The 18,445-nt window shown below is 72.9% G+C and carries 26 protein-coding genes; 7 read left to right on the top strand and 19 right to left on the bottom strand.

The annotated features are described in order from the left end of the window. Window positions 1-18 precede the first annotated feature (18 nt). Both VA596_RS41770 and VA596_RS41775 read left to right on the top strand, forming a co-directional pair. Complete coding sequence (locus VA596_RS41770; protein WP_323335133.1) at window positions 19-900, top strand: helix-turn-helix domain-containing protein; 882 nt, start codon at window positions 19-21, stop codon at window positions 898-900. A 7-nt stretch (window positions 901-907) separates the two neighbouring features. Then, window positions 908-1,096 carry a DUF397 domain-containing protein gene (locus VA596_RS41775; protein ID WP_323335134.1) on the top strand — a complete coding sequence of 63 codons (189 nt, stop codon included), beginning with the start codon at window positions 908-910 and terminating at the stop codon, window positions 1,094-1,096. Window positions 1,097-1,154: 58 nt separating this feature from the next. Here VA596_RS41775 and VA596_RS41780 read toward each other — a convergent pair whose 3' ends face one another. Genes VA596_RS41780 through VA596_RS41800 form a run of 5 tightly spaced genes read right to left on the bottom strand, consistent with a single transcriptional unit; the run spans window position 1,155 to window position 3,726 of the window. Further along, window positions 1,155-1,304: a hypothetical protein gene (locus tag VA596_RS41780; protein ID WP_323335135.1), complete on the bottom strand. Its 150-nt coding sequence runs from the start codon at window positions 1,302-1,304 to the stop codon at window positions 1,155-1,157. Window positions 1,305-1,360: 56 nt separating this feature from the next. Continuing rightward, a complete protein-coding gene (locus VA596_RS41785) occupies window positions 1,361-2,086 on the bottom strand; it encodes a hypothetical protein (protein WP_323335137.1) in 726 nt (241 codons plus the stop codon). Then, window positions 2,074-2,448 carry a hypothetical protein gene (locus tag VA596_RS41790; protein WP_323335138.1) on the bottom strand — a complete coding sequence of 125 codons (375 nt, stop codon included), beginning with the start codon at window positions 2,446-2,448 and terminating at the stop codon, window positions 2,074-2,076. Before VA596_RS41790 ends, VA596_RS41785 begins: the two co-directional genes overlap by 13 nt. Then, complete coding sequence (locus tag VA596_RS41795) at window positions 2,441-3,523, bottom strand: hypothetical protein (RefSeq protein WP_323335139.1); 1,083 nt, start codon at window positions 3,521-3,523, stop codon at window positions 2,441-2,443. Before VA596_RS41795 ends, VA596_RS41790 begins: the two co-directional genes overlap by 8 nt. Then, window positions 3,520-3,726 carry a hypothetical protein gene (locus VA596_RS41800; protein ID WP_323335141.1) on the bottom strand — a complete coding sequence of 69 codons (207 nt, stop codon included), beginning with the start codon at window positions 3,724-3,726 and terminating at the stop codon, window positions 3,520-3,522. The genes VA596_RS41795 and VA596_RS41800 overlap by 4 nt, the downstream gene beginning before the upstream one ends. Window positions 3,727-4,239: 513 nt before the next feature. On the opposite strand from VA596_RS41800, the gene VA596_RS41805 reads away from it, so the two are divergent. Both VA596_RS41805 and VA596_RS41810 read left to right on the top strand, forming a co-directional pair. After that, window positions 4,240-4,632, top strand: a complete 393-nt coding sequence (locus VA596_RS41805; protein WP_323335143.1) for a DUF6221 family protein — start codon at window positions 4,240-4,242, stop codon at window positions 4,630-4,632. Between the two features lie 48 nt (window positions 4,633-4,680). Further along, window positions 4,681-5,661, top strand: a complete 981-nt coding sequence (locus VA596_RS41810; RefSeq protein WP_323335145.1) for an LLM class flavin-dependent oxidoreductase — start codon at window positions 4,681-4,683, stop codon at window positions 5,659-5,661. 116 nt (window positions 5,662-5,777) lie between these two features. Here VA596_RS41810 and VA596_RS41815 read toward each other — a convergent pair whose 3' ends face one another. Both VA596_RS41815 and VA596_RS41820 read right to left on the bottom strand, forming a co-directional pair. Continuing rightward, complete coding sequence (locus VA596_RS41815) at window positions 5,778-6,431, bottom strand: maleylpyruvate isomerase N-terminal domain-containing protein (protein WP_323335146.1); 654 nt, start codon at window positions 6,429-6,431, stop codon at window positions 5,778-5,780. Between the two features lie 18 nt (window positions 6,432-6,449). Further along, complete coding sequence (locus tag VA596_RS41820; protein ID WP_323335148.1) at window positions 6,450-8,021, bottom strand: PucR family transcriptional regulator; 1,572 nt, start codon at window positions 8,019-8,021, stop codon at window positions 6,450-6,452. Between the two features lie 96 nt (window positions 8,022-8,117). Here VA596_RS41820 and pruA point away from each other — a divergent pair, with 96 nt between their 5' ends. Next, window positions 8,118-9,746 (top strand): L-glutamate gamma-semialdehyde dehydrogenase, encoded by a 1,629-nt coding sequence (gene pruA, locus VA596_RS41825; protein WP_323335150.1) that lies wholly within the window; start codon window positions 8,118-8,120, stop codon window positions 9,744-9,746. 13 nt (window positions 9,747-9,759) lie between these two features. After that, window positions 9,760-10,689 carry a proline dehydrogenase family protein gene (locus tag VA596_RS41830; RefSeq protein WP_323335152.1) on the top strand — a complete coding sequence of 310 codons (930 nt, stop codon included), beginning with the start codon at window positions 9,760-9,762 and terminating at the stop codon, window positions 10,687-10,689. A 64-nt stretch (window positions 10,690-10,753) separates the two neighbouring features. Here the strand turns inward: VA596_RS41830 and trxA are convergent, their stop codons facing one another. Then, entirely contained in the window at window positions 10,754-11,128 is a 375-nt protein-coding gene (trxA, locus tag VA596_RS41835; protein WP_323335154.1) for a thioredoxin, read from the bottom strand. 88 nt (window positions 11,129-11,216) lie between these two features. Between trxA and VA596_RS41840 the strand changes: the two genes are divergently transcribed. Beyond that, entirely contained in the window at window positions 11,217-11,459 is a 243-nt protein-coding gene (locus VA596_RS41840; protein WP_323335156.1) for a DUF2630 family protein, read from the top strand. Between the two features lie 51 nt (window positions 11,460-11,510). On the opposite strand, the gene VA596_RS41845 is transcribed toward VA596_RS41840, so the two are convergent. From VA596_RS41845 to VA596_RS41895, 11 genes are all read right to left on the bottom strand, one after another. Then, a complete protein-coding gene (locus VA596_RS41845) occupies window positions 11,511-13,058 on the bottom strand; it encodes an alpha/beta hydrolase (protein ID WP_323335365.1) in 1,548 nt (515 codons plus the stop codon). 69 nt (window positions 13,059-13,127) lie between these two features. Beyond that, window positions 13,128-14,207, bottom strand: coding sequence for an ATP-dependent DNA ligase (locus VA596_RS41850; RefSeq protein ID WP_323335158.1), 1,080 nt, complete (start codon window positions 14,205-14,207; stop codon window positions 13,128-13,130). A gap of 26 nt (window positions 14,208-14,233) precedes the next feature. Then, window positions 14,234-14,833, bottom strand: a complete 600-nt coding sequence (locus tag VA596_RS41855) for an Asp23/Gls24 family envelope stress response protein (RefSeq protein ID WP_323335160.1) — start codon at window positions 14,831-14,833, stop codon at window positions 14,234-14,236. After that, window positions 14,830-15,366, bottom strand: a complete 537-nt coding sequence (locus VA596_RS41860) for a DUF6286 domain-containing protein (protein ID WP_323335162.1) — start codon at window positions 15,364-15,366, stop codon at window positions 14,830-14,832. Before VA596_RS41860 ends, VA596_RS41855 begins: the two co-directional genes overlap by 4 nt. 2 nt (window positions 15,367-15,368) lie before the next feature. Next, window positions 15,369-15,719 (bottom strand): Asp23/Gls24 family envelope stress response protein, encoded by a 351-nt coding sequence (locus tag VA596_RS41865; RefSeq protein ID WP_323335164.1) that lies wholly within the window; start codon window positions 15,717-15,719, stop codon window positions 15,369-15,371. Beyond that, window positions 15,716-15,892 (bottom strand): hypothetical protein, encoded by a 177-nt coding sequence (locus tag VA596_RS41870; RefSeq protein WP_247011731.1) that lies wholly within the window; start codon window positions 15,890-15,892, stop codon window positions 15,716-15,718. The genes VA596_RS41865 and VA596_RS41870 overlap by 4 nt, the downstream gene beginning before the upstream one ends. A gap of 26 nt (window positions 15,893-15,918) precedes the next feature. Further along, window positions 15,919-16,167 carry a hypothetical protein gene (locus tag VA596_RS41875; protein WP_323335167.1) on the bottom strand — a complete coding sequence of 83 codons (249 nt, stop codon included), beginning with the start codon at window positions 16,165-16,167 and terminating at the stop codon, window positions 15,919-15,921. Next, the gene (locus VA596_RS41880) at window positions 16,164-16,601 is read right to left on the bottom strand and encodes an Asp23/Gls24 family envelope stress response protein (protein ID WP_323335169.1); all 438 of its coding nucleotides are present in this window, start codon (window positions 16,599-16,601) and stop codon (window positions 16,164-16,166) included. Before VA596_RS41880 ends, VA596_RS41875 begins: the two co-directional genes overlap by 4 nt. 91 nt (window positions 16,602-16,692) lie before the next feature. Then, on the bottom strand, window positions 16,693-17,106 hold the full coding sequence (locus VA596_RS41885) for an Asp23/Gls24 family envelope stress response protein (protein ID WP_323335171.1): 414 nt from the start codon (window positions 17,104-17,106) through the stop codon (window positions 16,693-16,695). Beyond that, entirely contained in the window at window positions 17,106-17,666 is a 561-nt protein-coding gene (locus VA596_RS41890) for an RNA polymerase sigma factor (protein WP_323335173.1), read from the bottom strand. The genes VA596_RS41885 and VA596_RS41890 overlap by 1 nt, the downstream gene beginning before the upstream one ends. Further along, complete coding sequence (locus VA596_RS41895) at window positions 17,663-18,397, bottom strand: pyrimidine reductase family protein (RefSeq protein WP_323335174.1); 735 nt, start codon at window positions 18,395-18,397, stop codon at window positions 17,663-17,665. The genes VA596_RS41890 and VA596_RS41895 overlap by 4 nt, the downstream gene beginning before the upstream one ends. Window positions 18,398-18,445 lie beyond the last annotated feature (48 nt).

Below are 18,445 nucleotides of genomic sequence, written 5' to 3' on the forward strand. Positions count from 1 at the left end.
GTGTCCTATGCTCGTTGCATGCCCGAGAACGAAGACGCCACAACCTCGAAGGCGCTGCGTCTCGGCGCGGCGATCCGGCAAGAACGCAGCGCCACCGGCATCAGCCTGAGCGAGTTCGCGCGCACCATCGGCATGGCCAAGAGTCGGCTATCCAACATCGAGAACGGCCACGCCGTCCCGAAGGAACACGAGCTCGGCACGATCCTCACCCGCCTCGACGTCACCGGCGTCCGCTACGAGGAGATCGTGGGCCTGCTCGACGGCGCCGACGCCGCACAATGGGTCGCCACGAGCCTCGCTGACCAGGCCCGCCAGCACGAGGCCTACGTCGACTTCGAGCAGAAGGCCGGCCGGATCGTCGAGAACGGTCCGCTGCTCATCCCCGGCATCGCGCAGACCGAGGGGTACGCCCGAGCGATCATGTCCTCGGGAGGCACCGTCCCGCCCGAACAGATCAGCACCCGCGTCGCGACTCGACTCGGCCGACGCGCCGTCATCAGCCCGGACGAGCGCACCGAACCAGCCGCCCTGGTCGCGTTGATCGGCGAGCCCGCCATCCGACGCGTCATCGGCGGCCGCGCCGTCATGCTGAAGCAGTTGGAATACCTACTCAAGATCAGCAAGTGGGACAACGTCGAGATCCGGATCACCGCCGAAGAAGGCTGGGGACCGAACCTCGAAGGCGCGTTCACGCTGATCGAACCCCGGGCCGCGGGCACGCCAGCGATCGTGTTCCTGGAGACCCGACGGTCCGGCCTGATCCTGCACCGAGAAGAAGACGTAGCTGCGTACCGTGCCGCGGTCGAGCTGGTCGTGCAGGCGGCGATGAGCCCGACGGAATCGGCCGAGCTCATCGCCAGCGTCATCGACGGGCTTACGCCGCCCGTCGCAACGAGATGAGGACAGGATGATCATACCGGGAGGTAGCAAGACCTGGCGGGTTTCCAGCTATAGCCAGGAAGGCAACAACTGCGTCGAGGTCGCTATCGGCGACCTCGACGTCGATGTGCGTGACACCAAGGACCGGCAAGGCGGCCAGATAACCTTGTCGGCCGCGGCGTGGCGTGCCGTGATCGATCAGGTCCGCCAGGCGTAGCCGAACAAACGACGCCCCCGGCACACCCGCAGGGTGCTGGGGGCGTCGTTGCGCCGGCCTACTTGTCCTTCGGCTTGCTGCGGTTCGCCGAGCGGACGGCCGCCCTCACCACGAAGAACAGCACCAGCGCGAGCAGCGCGACGACGAGCACCACGCCCACCGCCTGCCCGAGGGCCTGTGACGAGTTGTCGACCGCAGCGACGTTCATGAATGTTCCCCTCCGAAGGACTGGTGACCTCTAGAGCGTTTCGATCACCGGTTCCGTTACGGACGTGCGCGCTGGCGCCGGCCGCGCCCGCGCTCCAGGACGTACAGGAACCCACCACCGCCACCCAGGATCATTATGGCGGCGAGCAGCGGGATCTCCGGCCGGTCGCTGGCCGGCCGCCACGGCGCCAGCCAGGAGTACTCGGTGTCCGTCGGCCTGGCGCCGGTCGTCGAGGTGGTCGACGGGCCGGGCACCGCGGCCGCGCCGGCACCGGTCTCGCTCGACTGCGCCGTCCGGCGGGGTGCCGACGTCGACGCGCGCGGCGCGCTCGAGGGCGGCGGCGTGGCCGAGCTCGTCGGCGTGGCCGGAGTCGTCGAGACTGCGGTGGTGGGTGTCGGGGTGGCCGAGCTGGGCGTCGCGGTCGGTTCCGGTGCTGGCTCGGCGGACGGCGTCGTCGACGGGCTCGGCTCGCCCAGCGTTGGCTCCGGAGACGCCGGTGGCGCGGCGGTGCCGTCCTGGGCGTCCGCCCCGCCGACGGCGGCCGCGGACAGGATCGCGACGCTGGCGGCGACGATCGCGACACGCCGGCCGGTCGAGCTGCGCTCGGCGGTGGTGTAGCCGCTCGCCCTCCACGACCAGCGGACGAGCCCGACGAGGACCAGGCCCGCCACAATGAACACCGGCCCCGCGTAGGACAGCTCGGACGCCCGGCTCAGCTGCAGCCCGACGACGCCGGCCAGGAGGACGGCGGCGCGGGCGAGGTGCCGGGTCACTGCGGCCACCCGGTGTCAGCTTCGACGGGTTCGGCGGCGATGGCGGCGGCCATCTCGTCGAGGTCGATGTCGAGGTGCCCGCAGTGGTCGAGGACCTGCATCGCGGCGGCTGAGCAGGCGAGGCCGGGGAGGTTGCCGAGTTCGGCGCACAGGCCGCAGATCGTGACGCAGAGGATGCCGACCTGGGTGACGGCGGTGACGACCGTGAGGCCGGTCTCGGTGTCGCAGCCGGTGCAGCTGCGGCCGATGGGGCAGTTCGTGGTGTCGTCGAGGTCGGGCGGGCCCGGTCGGCTGCCGTCCTCGTTGACGTGGCCGTCGACGGCGGCCTGGGCGCACCAGCACACGGTCGTCGTGAGGTGGAGGTCAGTCACGGTCGGCCTCCCCGGGGGGCTCGGCGGCCTGCAGCGCGGCGACGGTGGCGCATGGCCACGCGATCGCTTCTCCGTACGCGTCCACGCCGCACTCGCGGCAGTCGCCGTCGTCGTCCCGCGCATGCAGCGCGAACGTGTTGTTGATCCGGCGGCGCAGCTCGGTCACCGCGTCCTGCAGACTCGACATAGCGCGCGACGTGGGTTCCGCGGGCGGGACGCAGTCCGGGTGGCCCATGCTGGTCGTCGGCTTGCCGCAGCCGGGACAGTGGTAGCCGATGCAGACGCCGTCTTCGCGGGTGCAGCCCGGGTTCTGGCACTCGCCGGGGTAGCGATTGGCGCGAGGCTCGGCGGGCTGGTCGCCCTGCAGCGCGGCGCGGACGCTCTCCTCCACCTCGTCAAGGGCCGACAGCGGCGCAGGGTCTATCGGGGCGCCCGCCTCGCGCAGTTCGATCAGTTCGCGGATGTCTTCGCGGACCTTGTCGAGCTTCGCCAGCGCGGCGTCGAGGCGGGCCTGCAGCGCGTCCCGCTCGGCCCGGGCGGCGTCCCGCTCTCGCCCGCGGCGTTCCGTGGTGCGGTTCGCCATCTGCAGGTAGTCGCGGTACTTCTCAACGTCGAGCTGCATCTCGTCGAGCTGCCAAGCCCGCTCGGCGTGCAGCCACACGGCGAGGTCGAGGTCCGCGGCAGCCTTTTCGGCGATGTGCGGCACCGAGTAGTGCACGCCCGGGATGTGGTAGCGGTGACCGAGCGCCGCGTCGACCTTCTCGACACAGTCGTTGGTCTGCTCGGTGACGATCTGGAGCGTCTGCTCTTGGGCTGCGACCTGGGTTCGCAGCGCGTCTCGCTCGGTGGTGAGCCGCTGGACGTCGTTCTCGTGGTGGTGCTTCTCGCCGCGGAGCCGTTCCTGCAGCTGCGTCACCAAGGACGTGGCCCGCGCGTGGTCGGCGAGCAGCGTGCGCACGTCGTCGGTACCCAGCGGCTCGCCGTCGTCGAAGTGCGCACGCACCCGGGCGAAGGCGGCGTCGCGCTCGGCGATGGTCAGGCGGCCGAGGACGAGGTTGTCGTCGAGGTCGCTCACCGGATCACCCCGCGAGCGGCCGGGGTGCCGACGGGGACGCCGCCGATCTGGGCGGCGCGGATGAGCTCGAGGCGCTCGGCGGCCTCGGGGTAGTCTTCGCGGCCGATGACCTGGGTCCAGTCGCGGGCGAGGTTGGCGAGACGTCCGGGCGACGCCGCGGCGTAGCGGGCGCGGACGGCTTCGGTGGCTTGTTCGTCGGTCATCGCGCCGTCACCCCAGTCTCAACGGGCACTGAGGCGAAGATCACAGTCCGGCGGGTACCGTGACTCGCCGGGCTCGTGAACGTCGTGCTGACGCGATCCGCCCCCTGAAAACTCGCCCGGCATCCTGCCGCAAAGCGGTTCTGACCAGCCAGGGAATACGCAGGTGAGCACAGCGAGCTAGCGGCAGGCATCCCGAAGATGCCGGGGGAGCCGAAGCGGGTCCAGCCGAGCAAGGCGCGCCCGGAGCCGGAGGCCTGACGCGGGAGTGGGCCAGACCACTGGGGTGCCGTGGATCACCCGTGACCGGGAAAGTCGTCAAAGCCTTTATCGTTCCCGGCTTGCGGAAAACGCGGAGTGATCATCCAAGCGCGTGCTGTCGCCTTTCGGGTCACAAATGTTGCACAGCCGAGTTCGGCGTCACGATCATGGTCGCCGACGGCGTAACGTGCGGTCCCGAATCGACGACTCCCCGGGACAATGCCGGGGGCGGGTTCGACGAGTGGGAGGCCCTTCGTGGACGACCTGATCGCATTCCTCGCCGCGCGCGTGGGTGCGCGGCAGGCGTTGATCATGCAGGCCGTCAACAAGGCCAAGGCCGGCGAGTCGATGAACCGCGGGGAGACGAAGGTCGCCGTGGAGCAGCGGATCCGCGGGCTGATCGACCTCGAGCTCGACGTGGTCAACCAGATGATCAACGAAATCGAGGCGACACGGCGGATCCTGCTCGCCCACCGCACCACGGTGTCCGAGAAGGTCCCCGGGTTTCCGCTCTACGGCAGCGAATACTGGTGTGAGACCTGCCACGTGCCCGCCGACGAGGCCGGCTCGAACTGGTGCCTCACGCTGCGCCTGCTGGCGCTGCCCTACGCCGACCATTCGGACTACAGCGAGCGCTGGCGCCCCTGACGGGAATCCCGTCGCGCGCCGGGCGTTGCACCCGGTGTGAAGGTCTCCGTGCTCGACCGTTCGCCCGTGCGGCGCGGCAGCACCCCGGCGCGGGCGCTGCGGGACACCGTCGCGTTCGCCGCCCGCATCGAAGCGCTGGGCTACCACCGGTTCTGGGTGTCCGAGCACCACGGCGTGCCCGGTGTCGCCGGGTCCGCGCCGACCGTGCTGGCCGCGGCCGTCGCCGGGGCGACGTCGCGCATCCGCGTCGGCACCGGCGGCGTGATGCTGCCGAACCACCGCCCGCTGGTCGTCGCCGAGCAGTTCGGCGTGCTCGAAGCGCTGCACCCGGGCCGGATCGACCTGGGGCTGGGCCGCTCCGTCGGCTTCACCGGCGGCATCCGCGAGGCGCTCGGCCAGGGCAAGGAAGCCGCCGACGACTTCGGCGCGCAGGTGCGGGAGCTGCTCGGGTTCTTCACCGGCGACCACGGCTATCCCGGCGTCCACGCGTACCCGGCCGAAGGGCTGCGCGTGCCGCCGTTCCTGCTGGCCACCGGCTCCGGCGCGGACCTCGCCGCCGAGCTCGGGCTGCCGCTGGTGATCGCGCCGGTGCGCGGTGAGCAGGCGCTCAAGGAAGCCGTGACGCGCTACCGCGACGGGTTCCGGCCGTCGGAGTGGGCGGGGGAGCCGTACGTCGTGGTCTCGACGGCCATCGCGGTCGCGGAGTCGGCGGCGGACGCCCGGCGCCTGCTCGTCTCGGAGGCCTGGGCGACGGTCTATTCGCGCTCCCACGGCGTCTTCCCGCCGCTGTCCCCGCCCGCCGAGGTCCTGGCCCTGCCGATGACCGAGCGCGAGCGCCGTCGTCTCGAGGAGACCCTGGACGGCCAGATCTCCGGCACGCCCGCCGAAGTCGGCGACCGGCTCGGCGCACTGGTCGAGACCACCGCCGCCGACGAGGTCCTCGCGACGACGGCGGCCTACGACCAGTCCGCGCGGCTGGATTCGTTCGCCGCTCTCGCCGATTTGGCGGATCTCCGCGTTCCCGCTTGAATTCCGTGACCCGTCGACGAATTCGCCGGACACCACGTCGGTGAATCAAATTCCGGTTGCCGGACTATCGTGTCGTCAATTGCCCGTGGCGAATCGGCGACGCCGTTCCCGGGCGGTCACCCGAGGACCAGCGGCAGCCGGGCGGCGAGGGTGCCCAGTGCGGCCGTCTCGGTCTCCGTCGGGGCTCGGCGGCCCGTGACCACCCGCAGCGCGTCCGTGTCGTCCAGCTGGTCGCTGATCGCCGTGCCGGCGAACCTCTCCAGCACCTGCCGGGTGTACGCGAGCCCCTCCGGCGGCGGGCCTGCCACCTCGGGCAGGTGCGCGACCAGGTCCAGGTGGTGCAGCGTCCACTCCACGACGTACACGCCGAGGTAGTCGGCGACGGTGATGACCCGGTCGCACGTCTCCACCCGCTGCGCCGGGTCCGCCGCGGCGGCCGCCCGGCCGGCGGCGGCCGCCAGGTCGTCGAAGTGGTGGCGGAGGCCGCCGGCGTCGCGGTAGGCGGCGGCGCCGCGGCGGACGAACGCCGTCTCCGCGTCGACGCCCGTGGGCGGGTCCGCGAGCTGCCAGTACGTCACGGCGTCCATGTTCGCCGCGGCGCCGGTCGGCGTGACCAGGGTGATCAGCACGTCCTGCGCGTCGATGACCAGGTGGAACACCAGGTCCTGCACCAGCCAGCCGGTGCAGCCCGACGGGCGGGCCCACTGGCCGCCCTCGAGACCGTCCACCGCCGCGCGCAACGCCGTCCACGAAAGCGAGAAGAGATCCACGACGGCCAAGGTAGCGATTCAGAGCCGCAGCTGCAGCTGAGTAAGGATCCGCTGGGCGGGGTCGCCGAAGTCCACTTCGGACACTTCGGCGGCGCGCCGGACGCGGTACCGCACGGTGTTGGGGTGGATGTTCAGCGCCGACGCGGCCGCGCGGACGTCGCCGAACGCGTCGAGCCAGGCCAGCACCGCGGGCACGAGGATGCCGCCGTGCTCGGCGTCGTGCTCCACCAGCGCCGTCAGCCGCGGGTCGCGGATCCGCGGCTGGTCGCCGAGGTAGGCCAGCACCTCCGACAGCAGCACCTCGGCGCGGACGTCGGCCAGCGACGCGACGTCGGACGGCCAGTGCCCGCGCGCCATCGTGGCCAGGACGCGGTCGGCGTCGCCGCGGGAGACGGCCGCGTCGGACAGCCGGGGGACGACGCCGCCGAGTGCGGCCCGCACCGGGACCTCGAGGTGGCGCCGCGCCGCGCCGACGATCTCCTTCGCCAGCGCCAAGACGGCGGCGTCCGAGTGCTCGGGCAGGTCCGGCAGCAGCGCGTAGACGCGCCCGCCGATCACGCTGACCAGCGCGCTGCGGCGGTAGGCGGCGGTGTGCACGGCGATCAGGTGGACCAGCTCGGCTCGTCGCAGCTGCCGGTTTTCCGCCCGGCTCAACGCGAACGCGAGCACCTGGGCCGGGCGGGCCGGGTCGGCGCCGATGTCGTCGGCGACGGACTCGGCGTCCAGCTTGCCTTCCAGCAGGCTCGCGAGGAGGTCCTCGCGCAACCGCAGCTCGGGACTGGGCAGGGTGCGGGCGCGGATCAGCTGCGGGGCGAGCGCGCGGCTCGCGCCGAGCAGCGCCAGCTCGGCCTGCTCGGTGAGCGGCTGGGCGCCCTCCTGGACCCAGATCGTGCCGAGCGGCTGGGTGCCGGCGTGGATGCCCGCCGCGATGCGCCGACGGATGCCCAGCTCCGGGCGCTCGTCGATCCGCACGATCCCCTCGCCGGCGCGAAGCCGCTGGTAGACACCCCATTCGCGGAGCAGCGCGAGGTAGCGTTCCGGGCCTTCGCGGCCGAGGATCGACAGCCGCCGCAGCTCGTCCACCTCGTCGCCGGCGCGCGAGTAGGCGAGCACCCGGCTGGCCGTGTCCTCGATGCTGACGAGCCCGCCGGTGAGCGTCGCAATCGTCTGCGCCAGCGCGAACAGGTCGCCGAGCACCTCGCCGCTCGCCGCCTCCCCGCCCGCGCGGGCGGCCTCGACGACGCCACGGGCGAGTGACTCCACCTGCTCCCAGCGGGCTTCGGCGCCGACGGTGAGCAGGGCGACGCCGGCGTCCGCGGCGACCTCGGCCCCGCCGCTGCCCTTGACCGCGACGGCCGCCGCACCGCCGCGTCCGGCCGCGCGGATCGCGGGTGCCGCGGCCCGCCCGCGCGCGCCGATCACCAGGACCAGGTCGCCGGGGCTCGCTTCGAGCGGGTCTTCGGGGTCGAGGATGACGACGTCCGAGACCGGCACGCCCAGGCCGTGCGGCGCCACGACGACCTCGACCAGCGGTTCGCCGAGGGTGGCGAGCACGTGCCGCAGAGACGTTGGCCGTTCGGACAAGCTCATAGAGGTGATTTTAGCGGTTCGGACAAACCCAGAACACGTGTCCGGGGTTACCGTTCGGGGCATCAGGACTTGGAAGAGCGCTGCAGAGGAGCCGCCGTGGACGCCGTGACCCAGACCCCCGCCCCGAAGAACGAGACGGTGCTGACGTACGCGCCGGGCAGCGCGGAGCGCGCGGAACTCGAGGGTGCGCTCAAGCGGCTGGGCCAGGCGGAACCCGTCGACCTCACGGTCACCGTCGGGGGCGAGCAGCGCTCCGGTGGCGGCGAGAAGATCGACGTCGTCCAGCCGCACAACCACCGCCACGTGCTGGGCACCATCCACAGCGCCACCCAGCAGGACGCGACCGACGCCATCGCCGCGGCCGCGCAGGTCGCGCCGGAGTGGCGCGGGCTGTCCTACGACGACCGCGCCGCGATCCTGCTGCGCGCGGCCGACCTGCTGACCGGCCCGTGGCGCGCCACGATCAACGCCGCCACCATGCTCGGCCAGTCCAAGACCGCGACCCAGGCCGAGATCGACTCCGCCTGCGAGCTCGCCGACTTCTGGCGCTTCAACGTCGAGTTCGGCCGCCGCGTGCTGACCGAGCAGCCGATCAGCTCGCCGGGTGTGTGGAACCGCCTGGAGCACCGGCCGCTGGAAGGCTTCGTCTACGCGATCACGCCGTTCAACTTCACCGCGATCGCCGGCAACCTGCCGACCGCGCCCGCGCTGATGGGCAACACGGTGCTGTGGAAGCCGTCGCCGACGCAGTCGTTCGCCGCGCACCTGACCATGCGACTGCTGGAAGAGGCGGGCATGCCGCCGGGCGTCATCAACCTGCTGCCGGGTGACGGCAAGGCCGTCTCCGAGGTCGCCCTGACCCACCGCGACCTGGCCGGCGTGCACTTCACCGGCTCGACCGCGACGTTCCAGCACCTCTGGGGCACGATCGGCGCCAACATCGCGGGCTACCGCGGCTACCCGCGCCTGGTCGGCGAGACCGGCGGCAAGGACTTCGTGCTCGCGCACCCGTCGGCCGACGTCGACGTCCTGCGCACCGCGCTCGTCCGCGGCGCCTTCGAGTACCAGGGCCAGAAGTGCTCCGCGGCTTCGCGGGCCTACATCCCGCGCAGCGTCTGGAACCGGGTGAAGGACGGTCTGGTTTCCGAGACCGAAGCCCTGTCCTACGGCGACGTCACCGACCTCTCGCACTTCGGCGGCGCGGTGATCGACCGGCGCGCGTTCACCAAGCACGCGGAGCTGTTCGACCGCGTCAAGGGTGACGCCTCGGTGGAGGTTCTCACCGGCGGCACGGCCGACGACACCGACGGCTTCTTCGTCCAGCCGACGATCCTCGTCTCGGACAACCCGAAGCACGAGATCTTCTCGACCGAGTACTTCGGCCCGATCCTCTCGGTGCACGTCTACGAGGACGGCGACTTCGACGCCGTGCTCAAGCTCGTCGACGAGACGGCCGCGTACGCGCTGACCGGCGCGATCATCGCCAACGACCGCACGGCCGTGGCGAAGGCGTCCGAGGCGCTGCGGTTCGCCGCCGGCAACTTCTACGTCAACGACAAGCCGACCGGTGCCGTCGTCGGCCAGCAGCCCTTCGGCGGCGCGCGGGCCTCGGGCACCAACGACAAGGCCGGCTCGATCTTCAACCTGCAGCGCTGGACGAGCCCCCGCTCCATCAAGGAGACGTTCGTCCCGCCGACTTCCGTGCGCTACCCGCACCAGGGCTGAGAGGGAGACCGTCATGCTGCGTGCCCCGTTGCTCGCCGCCGCCCGCTCGAAGGGCATCCGGCGGCTCGTCGAAGCGGTGCCCGCCACGCGATCCGTGGTGCGCCGCTTCGTGGCCGGGTCCGAGACCGCCGACGCCGTGCGTGTCGCCAGGGAACTGGCGACCGGCGGCTGGCGGATCACCCTCGACCACCTGGGTGAGGACACCACCGACGCCGCGCAGGCGGCGGCGACGGTCGCGGCCTACGAAGCCGTGCTGTCGGCCCTGGCATCCGAAGGGCTGGCCGACGGCGCCGACGTCTCGGTGAAGCTGTCGGCGGTGGGCCAGTTCCTGCCGTCGAACGGCGAGGACGTCGCGCTGGAGAACGCCCGGAAGATCTGCGCCGCGGCGGACGCGGTCGGGGCGACCGTGACGCTCGACATGGAGGACCACACCACCACGGACTCGACGCTCGGCATCCTGCGCGAGCTGCGCGGCGAGTACCCGTGGGTCGGCGCGGTGCTGCAGGCGTACCTGCGGCGCACCGAGCAGGACTGCCGCGAGCTGTCCGGCCCGGGTTCGCGGGTCCGGCTGTGCAAGGGCGCCTACGCCGAGCCGGAGTCGGCCGCCTTCCAGGACAAGGCCGACGTCGACAAGTCGTACGTCCGGTGCCTGCGCGTCCTGATGGCCGGTTCCGGGTACCCGATGGTCGCTTCGCACGACCCGCGGATGATCGAGATCGCGGCCGCGCTGGCCGACGAGCACGGTCGCACGGACGACGACCACGAGTTCCAGATGCTCTACGGCATCCGCCCGGAGGAGCAGGCGCGGATCGCGGCTTCGGGCTCGCGCATGCGCGTCTACGTGCCCTACGGCGACGAGTGGTACGGCTACTTCATGCGCCGCCTGGCCGAGCGCCCGGCCAACCTCGGCTTCTTCCTGCGCGGCCTGGCCACCCGGTCCTGAAAAGCCGTGAAGGCCACCTTGAGGGACTCTACGTCCCTCAAGGTGGCCTTCACGGACTTGGGTGTTACGCCTGCTCGGCCGTCTCGGCTTCGGCGGCCTTGCGCTTGACCTCGGCCATGTCGACGTCGCGCGCCTGCTTGATCAGCTCTTCCAGCGCGGGCTCGGGGAGCGCGCCGGGCTGGGCGTAGATCAGGGTCTTGTCGCGGATGATCGCCAGCGTCGGGATGGAACGGACGTCGAAGGCGGCCGCGAGCTGCTGCTGCGCCTCCGTGTCGACGCTCGCGAACACGATGTCCTCGTGCTTCTCCGACGCCTTCTCGTACACCGGCGCGAACTGACGGCACGGTCCGCACCAGCTCGCCCAGAAGTCGATGAGGACGAACTCGTTGTCATTGAGGGTCTGGTCGAAGTTCTCGGCGGTCAGCTCAACGGTGCTCATGACCTGGTCAACGAAGTGGGCGCGGCGGGAATTCCCGGGCGCGCGGTAGCGTCTGCTACCGAGCGAACCAGCGCACGAGGAGGACACGATGGCCGACAGCGAGATCCTGGGCCGGATCGACGAACTGATCGCGGAGGAGCACGAGCTCCGGTCGCGCTCGGTGGGCGTGGGCCTGAACGGCACCGACAAGGACCGCCTCACGACGGTCGAGCAGTCGCTGGACCAGTGCTGGGACCTGCTCCGCCAGCGCCGCGCGAAAACCGAGTTCCACGAGAACCCGGAGGACGCCCAGGCCCGCCCGGTCTCCGAAGTCGAGTCCTACCGGCAGTGACGCTCGTGAGTGGGAAACAGTGTTCCAACCCTGTTTCCCACTCACGACCGGTCAGGCGGGGCAGAGGGTGCCGTCGGCGGGGATCTTGCCGTCGAGGAGGAAGCCGGTCGCCGCGTCCGTGACGCAGGGGGACGTGCCGATCGCGCCGTGGCCCGCGCCCTGCCAGGTCAGCGTCACCGCGGACGGCATCTGGTCGGCCGCGCGGGTGGTGCCGACCTGCGGGGTGACCGGGTCGGCCGCGGTGGCCGTGACCAGGATCGGCGGCGCGCCCGCGGCGCCCGCCGGGGGCAGCGGCTCGGTCCGCACCGGCCACGGGCCGCACCAGGCCAGCTGCTGGGCCACGACCGCGCCGAACTCCGGGTACTTGGCCCGCATCCCGGCGGCGACCTGGTCGAGCTGGTCGGCCGAGAGCCGGGTCTGGCTGTCGTTGCAGTGCGTCGCGATGGTGCTGTCCAGCCGGGACGGCTGGGCCCGCGAGTCGTGCAGCGCCGGCGCGGCGAACGCGGCGAGCGGCGCGATGTTCCCGCCCTTCGCCGCCACGATCGCGTCGGCCAGCTCGGCCCAGCGCGAGCGCTGCGCCAGTCCGGTGTAGACGGCGAACATCGCGATGCCCGGGCCGAACGCGGTCCCGTCGTCGTTCGGCGGCGGGGTGCGGCGCAGCTGGCCGGTCAGGGACGCGAGCGCGGCCTTCGGGTCGCCGAGCGAGCACGCCCGGGCCGCGCAGTCGGCCGCGAAGGCGTCCAAAGTGGACTGGGCGCCGCCGGCGACGGCGTCGAGCACCGCGGCCGAGTCGGGGCCGGGGTCGGGGACGCCGTCGAGCACCATCCGCCCGACCTGGCCGGGGAAGCGCACGGCGTAGTCCGCCAGCACCTTCGAGCCGTCGCCGCGGCCGAGCGCGTTCAGCCGTTCCATCCCCAGCTGCTGGCGCAGCTGGTCGAGGTCGCCCGCGGCGCGCCAGCTGTCCAGCGCCGTCTGGGTGTCGTCCAGCTCGATGGCGCACTGCTGGCCGGCCTTGCGCGCGGCGTCCAGGACGTCCGCGAGGCCGCCCTGGGCCGGGTCGGCGTCGATCAGGTCGTGCCGGATCTCGGCCGGCACGCACTGCACGGCCCCCGACATCCCGGTGCCGCGCCGGTCCAGCCCGATCAGCGAGAACCTCTGCAGGAACGCCGGCGGCAGCGCGGCGGCGAGGCGGGCCGCCTGGATCGTGCCCGGCTCGCCCGTGACGTCGTTGACCACGACCAGCGGCACCGGCCCGTCGCCGACCTTGAGCGCCAGCAGCCGCATGACCGAGCGCCGCGGCTCGTCCGGCGCGTCGACCGGGACCGGCACGCGGGCGCAGGTGAAGTGCAGGGTGTCCGGGACGGGCGGGGTGCCGGTCCGCTGGCGGGTGTCGTCGTCGCAGTCGGACCACTTCAGGGTCGACGACTGCGGCTCACCCAGCGGCGGCAGCGGCACCGGCGGCGTGGCGCTGGGTGCGGCCGACTTCGCCGGGCCGTCGTTCTCGACCAGCGCCGGGCGCACCGACGGGCCCGCGGCGCAGCCCGCGGCCGAGGCCAGGGCGAGCAGCGCGACCAGCAGGCGGGAACGGCGGCGGCGCACGGGCGAAGTCCTCACGTAGATCAAGGTCGGGACACCGGTGAGCTTTCCACGTCCGGTGTGGGACGCGGGTTAGCGGGTGCGCACCACCTGGCCGCGGAAGACGGCGTCGAGGTCGTAGCGGGCCGGTTCGTCGAGCTGGCCGTAGTCGCACGACGCGGGATCGCGGTCCGGGCGCCACCGCACGAACCGCGCGTTGTGCCGGAACCGCGACGGCATGCCGCCCTCGGTGTTCTCGTAGGCGACCTCGACGACGCGCTCGGGGCGCAGCGGCACCCATGCGTGCTCGGTGGCGCGCCAGCGGGTGATCCCGCCGGGGATCCGCTGCGCCTCGCCGGTGGCCTTGCCGCCCCACGGGTGGTCTTCGCCGTCGGTGATCAGCGGCGCCAGCTCTTCGGCCAGCTCGCGGCGCCGTTCCTTCGGGAAGGACCCGACGGTGCCGACGTGGTGCAGCACACCCGCCTCGTCGTGCAGGCCGAGCAGGAACGAGCCGACCAGGTCGCCCGGGCCGCCGTCGACGTGCCAGCGCAGCCCGGCCAGCACGCAGTCGGCGGTGCGCACGTGCTTGTACTTGAACAGCACCCGCTTGCCCGGCGTGTAGGGCTCGTCCAGGGGCTTGCCGATGACGCCGTCGAGGCCGGCGCCCTCGAACAGCTCGAACCAGTGCCGCGCGGTCTCCGGGTCGGTGGTGGCCGGGGTGAGCGAGATCCGGCCGTCGGCCAGCTTCTCGAGGCGTTCGCGGCGGGCCGAGGTCGGTTCGTCCAGGAAGGACTCGTCGCCGAGGGCGAGCAGGTCGAACGCGACGAACTCGGCGGGCTGCTCGGCCGACAGCAGCTTGATGCGGCTTTCGGCGGGGTGGATCCGCTCGGTGAGGGCGTCGAAGTCGAGCCGGCCGTCCCGCGCGACGACGAGCTCGCCGTCGAGCACGACCTGCGGCGGCAGGATCTCGAGCAGCCGCGCGACCGCCTCCGGGAAGTACCGGTTGAGCGGCTTCTCCGCGCGCGACTGCAGGTACAGCTCGTCGCCGTCGCGGAACACGATGCAGCGGAAGCCGTCCCACTTGGGCTCGAACAGCAGCCCGCCGGAGTCCGGGATGGCCTTGGCGGGCTTGGCGAGCATCGGCTTCAGCGGCGGCTGCAGCGGTAGGGGCATGACGGCATTCTGCGGAACAACGCCGCTCAGCGCACGCGTTTGGCCTGGCTCGTGTCGAGCTCCAGGCGCACCGCCGCGGGCAGGACGTCCACCCCGAGCGACTCGCGCGCCCTGGTCAGCACGCGGAGGTCGAGGTCCTCCCAGACGCCCTTGAGGTCGGTGCCCTCGTGCAGGAACAGCGTGATGCGCAACGCGGGAGAAGTCCGCGAGCCGACCGCCCGGACCCGGGCGCGGCTGACGCCGTCGAGCTGCTCCGCGTCGGCCTGGATCGCCCCCGAGATCGCCCCGGCGGTGACCACCAGCTCGGCGCCCTCGGTGGTGTCGAGGTCCAGGTCGGGCCGCGGTTCCGGGCGCAGCGACCGCAGCGCCCAGCGCAGGCCCAGCACCAGCAGCAGCACGCCGAGCACGATCGCGGCGATCCGGGCCGGGGTGGCGTGCCCGCCCAGCCAGCCGACGGCGATCGGGTCGAGCAGCGGGCGCCGGCCGCGGAACTCGCCGAGCCAGCCGGCGCCGACGACCAGCGCCAGTGCCCCGCCGAGCAGGGCCAGCAGCCCGACGAGGAACGTCAGCGCGCGTTCGCCCGCGTACGACCGGGAAAGCGCCTTGGTGGCGGCGGACTTGCTCATCGGCGGTCCTTCGGCGAGTCGACGACGACGCTGACCTTCGGCCGCCGGGCCAGCGGGACGTCGTCGAGCAGCGTGGCCACGGTCTCCAGCAGGCGCGGCCGCAGCTCACCCTCGGTCTCGAGCCTGCTGGTCGCGCGCACCCGGACCCGCCGGGCGCTCGCGGTGACCGACGCGCCCGCGACGTTGTCCTGCGCCCGCACGACGAGCCCGACCAGCCGGGCCAGCGACCGCGGGGACGTCGAGACGCTCACGTCGTCGGCCGGGTCGGTCAGCCGGACTGCGCGGCTCTTGGCCGCCAGCGCGCACAGCAGCAGCACCAGGCCCGCGACGGCCACCACGACGGCGGCGACGCGCACGGTGTAGGCGTCCCAGCCCAGGGCCGCGAGGGCGGCCTGCCAGCGCGGCCACGGCACCAGCAGCGGCCCGGAGCCCGGGCGCCACCAGTGCCAGCCGACCTCGAGCGCGAGCAGCGCCCCGGCGGCGGCGAAGGCCAGGCCGAGCAGGGTGGACAGGAGCCGGACGATCGGGCGCACGGCTACCGCACCCTCGGCGGCACGTCGGGCAGCAGCGCCGACACCGTCACGGCCAGCGTCCGGACCTGGTAGGACGTGATCCGCTCGACCTCTTCGACGACCCGTTCGCGGACGTCGCCGACGACCGCGCGCACCGCCGCCGGGTAGTGCAGGGCGAGCTCCAGGGCCAGATCCACCTCGTCGTCCTGGCCGCCGACCCGCGCGTTCGCGCCCTTCTTGCCGGCCCGCGCGGTGCCGGGCACCTGGTCGGCGGCGTGCTGGGCGACCTTGCGCACCACGGCGTGGCCGATGGTGAGGGTGCCGCGCTCGTCCGGTTCGGCGAGCTCGCGCGGCACGTCGAGGAGCCTGCTCACTTGTCGCGGCCCTTCCCGAACAGCTCGCCGAGGTCGAGCTCGCCGTCGAGGACCCGGCCGGCCACCAGGCCGATGATCCCGACGGCCAGGGTCACCAGGAACGCGGTGAACCCCTGGGTCGCGGCCAGGCCGAGGATGAGCCCGGCCAGCAGCCCGGTCTTCGTTGCGTTCACTTCGTCCTCCTAGGGATTTCCACTGATCAGCGCACGCGGGGCGGGCGTCGGCGACGGCGCAGCCGCGCGAACACGGCGGCCACCCCGCGGCGGTTCACCACGAAGCGGATCGGCGCGTCGTACCGGGCATCGTCCACTTCGGACGGCCCGGCCCGGAACCGCGCCAGCCCTTCGGCGAACTCGGCCGGGTCGCCGCCGACGTCGGGGTGGTGGGTGCGCACGAACTCCCGGAAGGCCGCGCGGGCCTCCGGGTCGTCCCGCGCGCGCCCGGTCACTCCACCCGCGACGGGAGCTCGGGCTGGTCCTCGCCCGGCAGGTGGATGTCGTTGACGGCGATGTTGACCTCGATCACCTCGAGCCCGGTGATCTGCTCGACGGCGGTGATCACGTTGCGCCGCACCGCGCGGGCGACGTCGGCGATGCGCGCGCCGTACTCGACGACGACGTCGAGGTCGATCGCGGTCTGCTTCTCGCCGACCTCCACCGAAACGCCGGACGTGGTGACCGTGCCGGAGCCGGGGATGCGCTCGCGCAGGGCGCTGAACGCCCGCGACATGCCGCCGCCCAGTGCGTACACCCCGGTGACCTCCCGGGTGGCCATGCCGGCGACCTTCTGCACCACCAGTGACGAGATCGTGGTGCGGCCGGCGGCGCCCTCCTCGTTGAGCGGGGTCAGCGCGCCGGGGCTTTCGGTCCGTTCCGGATGCATCCCTGGAAGCTCCTTTCGAGCGGTCTTGTCGTCACCTACGATGCCCGCGACCACGGGGCTCTCACGCAAGGTCACCCATTCGGGGGAATGGTCAGCCGGGATGGACGTCGACGACGTGCACGTTCACCGCCGTCGCGACACCGAGCTGGCGGGACAGCTCGGCGGTGATCTCCCGCCGCAGCGTCTCCGCGGCCTGGTCGGCCGCGATGCCGAAGCGGACCGACACCAGCACCTGCACGACGTCCTCCTCGGCCGCCACGGCCGAGATCCGGACGCCGGCCGGCGCGCGGGCCGCGGCGATCGTGCCGGCCAGCCGGACGACGACCTGCTCGGTCACCCGCAGGTGGCCCGCCTCGCCGGGCACGTCCAGCGCCGTCCGGCGGCCGCGGGCCACCGCGCGCAGCACGCGTTCGACCAGGCCGGGCGGGGTCGGCACGCGGCGCCGGGCGGCCGCGCGCACCGCGTCCCAGCGGGGGTCCTGCTCCGGGTCGGTTTCCGGCGCCATCACCGCTCCCTCAGCTCGGCGAGCAGCGCCACCCTGGCCCGGTGCAGGCGGGAGCGCAAGGCGCCGACGTTCACGTCGAGTACTTCCGCGACCTCTTCGTAGCTCAGTCCCTCCAGCTCCCGCAGCACCAGCGGCACCCGCTGGGACAGCTCGAGCCTGCCGATCGCGCGCAGCACCGCGTCGACCTCCTCGGCGCGCACGACGCGCCCTTCGGGCCCGGGGTCGGCCGCGGCCAGCAGCGCACTGTCCAGAGTGGACTGCCCGGCGGGTTCGGGTGAGTCCAGCGACATCGTCGGCTTCCGGCGGCGCAGGATCGCCAGCGCGCCGTTGGTGACGACGCGGTAGAGCCAGGTCGACACGGCCGACTCGTGCCGGAAGGTGCCCAGCGAGCGCCAGGCGGCGAGCCACGCCTCCTGGACGACGTCCTCGGCCTCGGCGGCGCTGCCGGTGATCCGCAGGGCCACCCGGTACATCCGCGGGGTGTGCCGCCGCACGAGCGCGCCGAACGCCGCTTCGTCGCCCTCGGCGGCGCGTTCGACCAGCGTGACGTCGTCGCTCATCCGGCGCCCCGGCGGTAGCGCAGGAGCGTGAAGCCGTCCTCGACGAGCACGGAGGCGAGGTCCATCCGGCGCGGCGCGGCGGGCGCCGGGCCCGCGGCGATGCGCCCGGCGCCGCCCGCCACGAGCAGCGGCGCGACGGTCAGGCACAGCTGGTCGACGAGGTCGGCGGCGATCAGCTCGGCGAACAGGCGCGGGCCGCCTTCGCAGTCGACGCGGTACAGGCCGCGTTCGGCCAGCAGCTCCAGCGCGCGCGTGACGTCGACGTCGTCGTCCCCGGCGCGCAGGACCTCGACACCCTCGAGGTGCCCGGTGTCGGCGCCGGTCGTGGTGACCACGATCGGGGGCACGATCGTGTCGGTGAACAGCGGAGAGTGGGGATCGAGGTCCGCGGTGCGCGTCACGACGGCGATCGGCGGGACGCCCGTGAACCCGAGACGGCGGCGCCGCTCCAGCCGCTTCGCGCCCGCCCGGACCCCGCGGTAGTTCTCGGCGCGGGCGGTGCCGGCGCCGACGAGGATCACGTCGCAGAGGTCCCGGCCCAGCAGGAAGACCTGCCGGTCGGCGGCGTGCGAGAGGCCCGCGGACGTCGTGTCGACCTCGACGGCGCCGTCGGCCGAGGAGACGAAGTTGACCTGGACCCACGGACGGTCGAGGTCCGCCGGGTAGGCGTAGATCGCCTCCAGGTCGGTTCCGGTCAGCTCGCCCGGTGATGGTGGCCACACGCTCCGCACCCAGTCATCCCAACATGGCCCGGAACCCGTTCTCCACCGGGGGATACG

Source organism: Amycolatopsis heterodermiae (assembly GCF_034929455.1).
Taxonomy (GTDB): domain Bacteria; phylum Actinomycetota; class Actinomycetes; order Mycobacteriales; family Pseudonocardiaceae; genus Amycolatopsis; species Amycolatopsis heterodermiae.